Annotated in this window: 7 protein-coding genes; 5 read left to right on the forward strand and 2 right to left on the reverse strand. The window is 68.2% G+C overall.

Annotated features, from left to right (window positions below; translation table 11 throughout):
* Positions 1-22: 22 nt before the first annotated feature.
* Entirely contained in the window at positions 23-862 is an 840-nt protein-coding gene (locus AAHM44_RS17490) for an ABC transporter permease (RefSeq protein WP_269572720.1), read from the reverse strand.
* 55 nt (positions 863-917) lie between these two features.
* Between AAHM44_RS17490 and AAHM44_RS17495 the strand changes: the two genes are divergently transcribed.
* The gene (locus tag AAHM44_RS17495) at positions 918-1589 is read left to right on the forward strand and encodes a GcrA family cell cycle regulator (RefSeq protein WP_184169023.1); all 672 of its coding nucleotides are present in this window, start codon (positions 918-920) and stop codon (positions 1587-1589) included.
* 163 nt (positions 1590-1752) lie between these two features.
* Here the strand turns inward: AAHM44_RS17495 and AAHM44_RS17500 are convergent, their stop codons facing one another.
* Positions 1753-3483, reverse strand: a complete 1731-nt coding sequence (locus AAHM44_RS17500) for a phospholipase D-like domain-containing protein (RefSeq protein WP_342250782.1) — start codon at positions 3481-3483, stop codon at positions 1753-1755.
* Between the two features lie 261 nt (positions 3484-3744).
* Between AAHM44_RS17500 and AAHM44_RS17505 the strand changes: the two genes are divergently transcribed.
* The 4 genes from AAHM44_RS17505 (at position 3745) to AAHM44_RS17520 (ending at position 9313) form a co-directional block, all read left to right on the forward strand.
* Entirely contained in the window at positions 3745-4059 is a 315-nt protein-coding gene (locus AAHM44_RS17505; RefSeq protein WP_269572722.1) for a hypothetical protein, read from the forward strand.
* Entirely contained in the window at positions 4056-5582 is a 1527-nt protein-coding gene (locus AAHM44_RS17510; protein WP_342250783.1) for a methyl-accepting chemotaxis protein, read from the forward strand. The genes AAHM44_RS17505 and AAHM44_RS17510 overlap by 4 nt, the downstream gene beginning before the upstream one ends.
* Positions 5583-5781: 199 nt before the next feature.
* A complete protein-coding gene (parE, locus tag AAHM44_RS17515; protein ID WP_269572724.1) occupies positions 5782-7764 on the forward strand; it encodes a DNA topoisomerase IV subunit B in 1983 nt (660 codons plus the stop codon).
* Positions 7765-7984: 220 nt separating this feature from the next.
* The gene (locus AAHM44_RS17520) at positions 7985-9313 is read left to right on the forward strand and encodes a serine hydrolase (RefSeq protein WP_342250784.1); all 1329 of its coding nucleotides are present in this window, start codon (positions 7985-7987) and stop codon (positions 9311-9313) included.
* The last annotated feature ends 106 nt before the right edge of the window (positions 9314-9419 follow it).

Here is a 9419-nt window from a genome sequence, read left to right on the forward strand (position 1 = left end):
GGAGCGCACTACGCGCCAGCCCTCAGTTCTTGATCTTCCAGCCGCGGCGCAGCAGCGCGTAGCAGGCGAAGCCCAGCGCGATGTCGAGGCCGAGGATCACCAGGCTGCCGACGAGGATCGGCGAATCGGCGACGCCGATGAAGCCGTAGCGGAAGCCCGAGATGATGTAGAAGAACGGGTTGGCGTGGCTGATCGCCTGGAAGGTCGGGGCCAGCCGCTCGACCGAGTAGAAGGTGCCCGAGAGCAGGGCGAGCGGGGCGACGACGAAGTTGGTCACCGCCGCGGCGTGATCGAACTTCTCCGCCCAGATCGAGGTCATCACGCCCATCAGCGACAGGAACAGCGAGCCGAGGAAGCCGAACCACAGCACCGCCCATAGATGCTGCGGCCAGACATCGACGCCCCACAAGGCCATCGCGAGCCAGACCGTGCCGCCGACGCAGAAGGCGCGGGTGACGGCGCCGCCGGCCAGCGCGGTCAGCATCTCCAGCGTCGAGAGCGGCGGCATCAGATAGTCGACGATCGTGCCCTGGATCTTGCCGACGAGCAGCGAGAAGCTGGCGTTGGCGAAAGCGTTCTGCAGCATGCCCATCACGATCAGGCCGGGCGCGATGAATTCGGCGAAGTGAATCTCGTGGTGCTGGACGCTCACCATCCGCCCGCCGCCGCCGAGCGCGACGGTGAAAATCACCAGGAACAGCAGCGTCGTGACCGCCGGTGCCCAGATCGTCTGGAGCTGCACCTTGAAGAAACGACGCACCTCCTTGATATAGAGGGTGCGCAAACCTCCCCAGTTGACGTTGCGGATAACCGGAACGCCGGGCTCGGGGAGCTGTTGACCGAATTCAGGCTGGCTGCTCATCGCGCGTTCGCGTAACCGCTGCACGAGCCGACGGCAAGGTGAAGGAAGAGAAGTTTTGAGCTGGACCGAAGAGCGGATCGATACGCTGAAGAAGATGTGGGACAGCGGCCTGACCGCAACCCAGATCGCCGAGGAGCTTGGCGGGGTGAGTCGCAATGCCGTGATCGGCAAGGCGCACCGCCTGGGCCTGCCGTCGCGTCCCTCGCCCGTGAAGCCCAACGAGCCCAAGGCCGCGGCCGAGCCCAAGCCGGCGCCCGCGCCCCGCGCCGCAGCACCTGCGCCCGCCCCCACGCCGGCTCCGGCCCCCGCACCGCGTGCCGCCGCACCCGCGCCGGCGCCCGAATCGGCCGGTGACGACTCGGCCGAGCCCGCTGCGCCCAAGCGCGAAGGTCCGGTCCTCCGCTCGGTCGGCCCCGGTGGTTTCGTCCGCCAGAATCCGGGCGAGCAGGCTCCGCCGATCTCGCCGGCCCCGCCGCGCCGCCTGGTGCCGGCCAAGCCGAGCGACGCGATCGCGGGCAAGACCAGCCTGCTCGATCTGAGCGACAAGATCTGCAAGTGGCCGCTCGGCCATCCGGGCGAGCCGGACTTCCACTTCTGCGGCGACAAGGTGAATCCGGGCTTCCCGTACTGCGTCGAGCATTGCGGCCATGCCTATCAGGCGCAACTGCCCCGCCGCGACCGTCGCCCGCCGCCGCCGCTGCCCTTTGGCGGCCCGCGCGTCCGCTAAGCCGTATCGGCATTCCGTTCTCCCTGTTCCCCGGCGAAAGCCGGGGTCCAGGTTCGATGCACTGACGACGGCTCAGTAGCCCCTCGAACGACATTGCAACTGGGCCCCGGCCTTCGCCGGGGAACTGCCAGCTGTCGCAGCCTGAATGGCGTTGCGTCTAGCGTCAGGCGAACAGCTCGCGGTCGCGGATCTTGACCGGTACCGTGTAGAATTTCTTCCACCAGGGCGGCGTGCCGTCGGTGGGCGGGATCTTCAGTTCCTTGCGCTTGCCATGGGCCTGCTGGTCCTTGGCGGCGAGGCGGTATTGATAGGCGTCGAAGATGCGCAGCGCCTCGACCATGTAGCTGGTGGCAAAGCGCGGATCGCGGATCACCACCAGGTTCTCGCCATTCTCCATGTCGGCCGGATAGGAGAAATTGTAGCTGCCGGTATAGACCCGCGCGCTCGGCTTGTTGAAATCGATCACCACGAACTTGTGGTGCATCTTGATGCCGCCACCGCCGCTCGCCTCGCTGTGGAAGGGCTCGGGCACGCCCTTGGTGAGCGCGGCCGGGGAGACCGAGGCGGGATTGCCGTCGGGCTGCATCAGCTGCATCTCCTCGGTCTCGCCCACCGGCGCATTGGCGATGCCGTAGACGAACAGGTCGCTGCGTCCGGTCGCCTTGAGGATTGCCTTGGTCACATCCCCGCTGGTCTGGCTGAGGAAGGCGAGCGAGTAGAACAGGCTCGACTGGGCGCCGTCGATCGCCTGGCCGATGCTCTTCTGGGTCGAGCGCGCGGCATTGTGCGGGCTCATCGCGATCTCGGCGTCGAGCCCCTCCACCTGGAGCCGCCGCCAGGTCGCCGCACCGCTGGCGGCGAAACTGGCCGCGGTGCCGCTCCAATAGGCTTCGAAGGCATCGCGCTGCTGGGCGACGATCGCCTTGCCGGTGACGATCAGCGCGTTGTTCGCCTGGACGTAGAAGCCGCGCCACGAGAAGTTGGTCGAGCCGAGCACGACCTGCTGCACCGTCGGCCCATCGACCACGATCATCTTGTTGTGCTGGAGGTTGCCCATCTTCTGGCGAACCACCCTGGCGCCCGCGGCGAGCAGCACGGCGGCGGCGCGGCTCTCGGCCGAATGGGGCAGCCCCTTGTCCTTCTCGCCGCTGCCGCTGTCGTCGAGGATGATGCGCAGCCTCTCGCCGATCTTCGCCAGCCGCTCGATCAGCTCGGGCAGGTTGAGCTCATAGGCGACGATCATCACCTCCGCCTTGTCCTTGATCGCGGCATCGAGCAGGCCGACGATCCGCGCCCGCGCCTCGAACCCCATCCAGGCATAGGCGTCCTCGGCCTTGGGATGATCCGACTTGAAATCATTGCCTTCGTCCGCCCTGGCCGGGATCAGCTGCTTGAACCCCTCGGCCCCGCCATATCGGTCCACGAAGCTTTGCGACGAGACATAGCCGCGAGTGAAGGCGACGTTGATCTTGCCGGGCAACGTTTCGGCATAGAGCGAGATCTGCGCCTCCTGCGCCAGCCCGCGCGACAGCTCGCCGGCGGTGTTCATGAACAGCGGCGTGACCCGGTAGGTGAACAGGCCGTGGACATTGGCGATACGCGGGAAATGGATCCAGCGGAACGACTGGAGCGGCGCCTCGGTCGTCGGATATTGCTCGGGCGGCGCGCCCTCCGCGCTCGGCTTGTGGCGGCCGGGAAAGGCGATGCGGTTCTTGATCGCGTAGAAGCGATCGCCGTCGGGCGGGAGATACTCGACCGCGAAGCCGACGAAATCGAGCGGCGGCTCGCCGTGCCGCCAGTTCATCGCGATCAGGACCATGCCCTCCCCGCGGTGCAGCTTCAACGTGAAGGGCGCGACTGCGTTTCTGCCCTCGACCTGCCAATCCATCGTCATCGCAAGATCCCCCAAGTTCCCCGACGGCGCGCGGGCCAGGGACCGGAGGCGCCAAAGGGCCTCGCACATGCCCTGGGACCGGCAGGCAAGGCCTAGCATGGCCGTTGGGTGCGCCCCAGAAACGATCCGGCCGAAACGGTGGCTAAGGGCCCGTCCGGCCGGCTCGGAACGCCGCCCCGAAGCCCGCAAAAATACGCATATCCGGGGATTTGCGGGCCGTGGTTTACGCGTTGCTAACCGGCTCCGCGCTAGGCGCGGGGAATGAACCGTTTTGGAGTAAAGCTCGGCCGCCATGCCCTTGCCGCGCAGCTGGCGCTGGTCGGGCTGGCCCTGGTCTGCGCCGCCTTCTGGCCGCCGAGCCAGGGGCGGATGCTCCTTGTCCCGATGCTTCCCGGCACCGCGAACCCGATGCTGGTGCGCGCGATCGACGGCGGCGCGCAGCTGCTCGGCGGCGGCCCGCTGCCCGGCAGCATGGTCGTCACCGGCGCGCATGCCGCGCTGGCCGTCGCGCTGCGCGGCAAGGCGGTGCTGATCCTCGCCGCGCCGCCGGCGCTGTGCGGAGGGCCCGCGGCATGACCGAGATCGACCGCCTGCGCCGCCGCGGCGTCGAGCTGCTCGTCGTGGCGAGCTGGGCCATCGTCCTGGTCGTGTTCGTGCTCGGGCTGATGCTGCGCGGCAGCCAGCGCGAATGGATCACGCTGCTGCTCGGCGCGGCGGCCAATATCGCGCCGACCATCGTCGCGCTGCGCCACCGCTATGATTCCTCCGCGCGGATGATCGTCGGCACGCTCGCCGCGATCCAGCCCGCGCTCGCCGTCTACGCGCTGACCGGCCATGCCTGGCAGATGGACGCGCACATGTATTTCTTCGTCGCGCTGGCCGGGCTGACCCTGCTCTACGACTGGAAGCCGATCGCGCTCGCCTGCGGCCTGATCGCCGCGCACCACATCATCTTCCAGTTCGCCTTGCCGGCCTGGGTGTTCGAGGGCGGCGGCGATTTCGGGCGGGTGATCTTCCACGCCGTGGCGGTGCTGCTCCAGTTCGCGGTGCTCGCCTATCTGACCACCCAGCTCTGCCGGCTGATCGAGGGTCAGGAGATCGCCCGGGCGCAGAGCGACCGCTTCGCCGAGGATGCGACGGCGCGCCGGGACGAGGCCGAAGCGGCATTGCGCGCCGTGCGTGCCGCGGAGTCGCGCGAGCGCGCCGAGCGCGAGCGGCGCGAGTCCAGCGAGCGCGGCGCCGCCGACGAGCGCCGGCGCGAGATGCTCGCACTCGCCACCGGCTTCCAGGAATCGGTCGCCGAGACGGTGCGCGACGTCACCCGCGCCGCCGCCGACCTCGATCGCTCGGCGCATGCGCTCAACACGCTGGCCCACACCGCCAATGTCGAGATTGCCGCGACCGCGCATATCGCCACCCAGGCATCGGACACCGCCGGCGGCCTGGCCGACGGCGTCCGCCGGCTCAGCGCCTCGATCATGGCGATTGCGTCCAGCGTTGACCAGCAGGCGACGCTGAGCGGCGCGGCGCGCGGCGTATCGCGCTCGGGCGAAAATGCCGTCCGTGTGCTTGCCGACCGCACCAACACGATCACCGTCTTCGCCGAATCGATCCAGGAGATCGCGGCGCGCACCAACCTGCTAGCGCTCAACGCGACGATCGAGGCGGCGCGTGCCGGCGATGTCGGCCGCGGCTTCGCGGTGGTGGCGCACGAAGTGAAGGCGCTCGCCAACCAGACCGGGCACGCGACCGAGGAGATCCGCAACTTGGCCGGCACCGTCCGGAGCGGCGCGAGCGAGGCGCATGACGCGCTCGACGAGATCGCCGCGACCGTCGCCGAAGTCGCCGCCGCCGCCGAGGCGATCCGCGGCGAAGTCGACGGCCAGCGCTATGCCGCCGGCATGATCGAGGCGACCGCGCACGATACGGCCGCCGGCGCCACCCGCATGGCCGAGCGAATCGGCGCCGTCGCCAGCGTGGCGAGCGACACCGAGGCGCTGTCCGACCGCGTCTCGAGCGCGGCGACTGGCCTGTCCGAAGCTGCGATGGCGCTGGAGACGGCGACCGATCGGTTCATCGCGCAGCTGAAGGCAGCGTAGAGGGACACCCCCTTCGGCGAATACCTCGTCACCCCGGCCTTGTGCCAGGGTCCACAGCGCCGCACCGACAGTCGCTCAAGCCTCTTGCCCATGGCTCGCCTCCCGGTGGACCCCGGCACAAGGCCGGGGTGACGGTATTGGCTGAGCGTCCTCCCCGATTAGCTTGCGCCGCTCACCGTACACCCCCTATACGTTCTCCATGGCTGCTGAAGACCTGTTCGCCGCGCCGGGCGTGCCCTCCGGAACCTATGACGCTTCCTCGATCGAGGTCCTTGAGGGACTGGAGCCGGTCCGGCGCCGGCCGGGCATGTATATCGGCGGCACCGACGAACGGGCGCTGCATCACCTTGCCGCCGAGATCCTCGACAATGCGATGGACGAGGCCGTGGCCGGCCATGCCAATCGCATCGAAGTGACGCTCGAGGTCGGCAACCGCATCACCATTATCGACAATGGCCGCGGCATGCCGATCGATCCGCATCCGAAATTCCCCGACAAGTCGGCGCTCGAGGTGATTCTCTCGATGCTCCACTCGGGCGGCAAATTCTCGGGCAAGGCCTATGCGACCTCGGGCGGCCTGCACGGCGTCGGCATCTCGGTGGTCAACGCGCTGTCGATCGACACCACGGTGGAAGTCGCGCGCGACAAGCAGCTCTATCGCCAGCGTTTCAGCCAGGGAAAGACGCTCGGGCCGCTGGAGCATGTCGGCGGCACGCCCAACCGGCGCGGCACCTCGGTCAGCTTCATTCCCGATACCGAGATCTTCGGCGAGATGCTGTTCAAGCCGGCCCGGCTCTACAAGCTGGTCCGCTCCAAGGCGTATCTGTTCGCCGGCGTCGAGATCCGCTGGAAGTGCGATGCCGAGCTGATCAGCGACGATACGCCGCCCGAAGCGGTGTTCCAGTTCCCCGGCGGCCTGGCCGATCACCTCAAGGAGCAGATCGGCACCCGCGAATGCGCCACCGCCGACTTCTTCGCCGGCAACCAGGATTTCCCGGGCGAGAATAACGGCCGGGTCGAATGGGCGGTCGCCTGGCCGCTGTGGAGCGACGGCTCGTACAGCTGGTATTGCAACACCATCCCGACCCCCGATGGCGGCACGCACGAGCAGGGCCTGCGCCAGGCGCTGACCCGCTCGATCCGCGCATTCGCCGAACTGGTCGGCCAGAAGAAGGGCAAGGACATCACGGCGGACGACGTGATGACCGGCAGCGAGCTGATGCTCTCGGTGTTCATCCGCGAGCCGCAATTCCAGTCGCAGACCAAGGACCGGCTGACCTCGCCCGAGGCGACGGCCTTGGTCGAAAAGGCCGTGCGCGACCATTTCGACCATTTCCTCACCGACAATATGGACCGCGGCAAGGCGCTGCTCGGCTATGTGCTCGAGCGGATGGACGACCGCCTGCGCCGCAAGCAGGAGCGCGAGGTCAAGCGCAAGACCGCGACCAGCGCGCGCAAGCTGCGCCTGCCCGGCAAGCTGACCGATTGCTCGGCCGACGATCCCGCCGGCACCGAGCTGTTCATCGTCGAGGGCGATTCGGCAGGCGGCAGCGCAAAGCAGGCGCGCGACCGCAAGACCCAGGCGATCCTGCCGATCCGCGGCAAGATCCTCAACGTCGCCTCGGCCACCTCAGCCAAGATCCTGGCCAACCAGGAAATCGCCGATCTGATCCTCGCCATGGGCTGCGGCACCCGCAAGGACTGCGATCCGAGCAACCTGCGCTACGAGCGGATCATCATCATGACCGACGCAGACGTGGACGGCGCGCACATCGCCACGCTGCTGATGACCTTCTTCTTCCAGGAAATGCCCGACCTGGTCCGCCAGGGGCATCTGTACCTCGCCCAGCCGCCGCTCTACCGCCTGACCGTGGGCTCCAAGAGCCTCTACGCCCGTGACGACGCGCACCGACTCGAGATCGAATCGACGGCGTTCAAGGGCAAGAAGGTCGAGGTCAGCCGGTTCAAGGGTCTCGGCGAGATGAACCCGAACCAGCTCAAGGAAACCACGATGGACCCGGCGACCCGGGGCCTGCTGCGCATCACCCTGCCCCAGGAATATGAGGAGCGCGCAGGCGTGAAGGACCTGGTCGACCGGCTGATGGGCAATAATCCGGCCCACCGCTTCGCCTTCATCCAGGAGAATGCGGCGCGGCTCGACGAGGAAGTGATCGACGCCTGAGCCATGACCGTCATCCCGGTGCAAGCCGGGATCTCAGTCGAAGGCGCGGGGCGAGAGCCGCACGAGGTTCCGGCGTTCGCCGGGATGACGAGAACACCCATTAATGTTGATATCATGATTATTGCGCGCTATGACGGCTGCGCAACGAAGGTTGACGAGTCTCGCGCCAAGTGTATTAGGCGAGTAATACGACTACAACTGTAATCGGAAAGAGCTCCCCATGCGCCCTGCCCTGTTAGCGTTCTCCGCCCTGCTGCTCGCGCCCGCCGCAGCCGCGCAGACCCAGCCCGCCGCACCGGCCAGCCAGCAGGCCCAGGCCGATCCCGCCTTCACCGCGCGGCTGGACGAACTGCTCGGCATCCTCAACGGCACCGGCGACTATGCTTCGTTCTTCGCCCCCGGCTTCCAGGCGAATGTGCCCAGGGACAAGTTCGACGCGACCACCGCGCGGCTGATTGCAAGCAACGGCAAGCCGAGCGCGATCCTGGGCGTGGCGCAGGCGACACCGTGGCAGGGCGTGGCGCGCGTTCAGTTCGCCTCGGGCGTGGCGCTGATGCAGCTCACGGTCGATCCGGCGGCGCCGCACCAGGTGGCCGGCCTGGTCGTCCGCGGCTTCGAGTCCGCCGAGAAGACGCTGCCCGAAGTCGAGCGCGCGCTCGCCGCGCTGCACGGCGATACCGGCTATGCGATCGCCAGGCTCGGCGCCGGCACGCCGCAGCTGATCGCCGGCCGCAACGCCGACAAGCCCTATGCGATCGGCTCCGCCTTCAAGCTGGTGATCCTGGCCGAGCTGGTCCGCGCGACTAATGCCGGCGAGCGCAAGTGGGACGATCTTGTCACGCTCGACGGCAGCCCGCTGCCGAGCGGTGGCTATATGCGGCAGCCCAAGGGCACGCAGGTGAGCCTGCGCGAGCTGGCGACGCAGATGATCTCGATCAGCGACAACAGCGCGACCGACGTGCTGCTCAAGACGCTGGGCCGGGCAAAGGTGGAAGCGATGCTGCCGGTGCTCGGCATCGCCGATCCGGCGCGCAACCGGCCGTTCCTGTCGACGCTCGACATGTTCAAGCTGAAGGGCGTCCCCGGCCTGGCCGACAAATATCTCGCGCTGGACGAAGCCGGACGCCGCGCGCTGCTCGACGGCGAAGTCGCCGGCCTGCCGCTGATCCTGATCGACCAGACCAGCTTCCAGAAGAAGATTCCCAACCGCATCGACACGCTCGAATGGTTCGAGAGCCCGAACGGCCTGGTGCGGGTGATGGACTGGCTGCGCCGCAATACGGACGGCCCCACCGGCGCGGATGCGCGCGCGGTGCTATCGAAGAATGCCGGCCTCGGCCCGGATGCCCGCGGCAAGTGGCAATGGGTGGGCTACAAGGGCGGCTCCGAGCCCGGGGTGATGAACATGACCTACCTGCTCCAGGCGCAGAATGGCGACTGGTATGCCGTCACCGGCAGCTGGAACGACCTGCAGCGCGACGTCGAGCAGGGTCGTTTCGCCGGGCTGATGGGCAAGGCGGTGGAGCTGAGCGCGCCGGCGGCGCCTTAGGCGCATGCCTGAACTGTTCCCCGGGGGGGGGGCGGGGGGGGGGGGGGGGGCCGGGGGGGGGGGGGGGCCGCGGGGGGGCGCCCGGCCGCGGGTGTGCCTCCCCCAC

Source organism: Sphingomonas sp. OTU376, assembly GCF_038440415.1.
Classification (GTDB): domain Bacteria; phylum Pseudomonadota; class Alphaproteobacteria; order Sphingomonadales; family Sphingomonadaceae; genus Sphingomonas; species Sphingomonas kyeonggiensis_A.

Coding starts and splice junctions, on each gene's coding strand:
- AAHM44_RS17490 (WP_269572720.1), bottom strand. CDS start 862: ATGAGCAGCCAGCCTGAATTCGGTCAACAGCTCCCCGAGCCCGGCGTT.
- AAHM44_RS17500 (WP_342250782.1), bottom strand. CDS start 3,483: ATGACGATGGATTGGCAGGTCGAGGGCAGAAACGCAGTCGCGCCCTTC.
- AAHM44_RS17505 (WP_269572722.1), top strand. CDS start 3,745: ATGAACCGTTTTGGAGTAAAGCTCGGCCGCCATGCCCTTGCCGCGCAG.
- AAHM44_RS17510 (WP_342250783.1), top strand. CDS start 4,056: ATGACCGAGATCGACCGCCTGCGCCGCCGCGGCGTCGAGCTGCTCGTC.
- parE (WP_269572724.1), top strand. CDS start 5,782: ATGGCTGCTGAAGACCTGTTCGCCGCGCCGGGCGTGCCCTCCGGAACC.
- AAHM44_RS17520 (WP_342250784.1), top strand. CDS start 7,985: ATGCGCCCTGCCCTGTTAGCGTTCTCCGCCCTGCTGCTCGCGCCCGCC.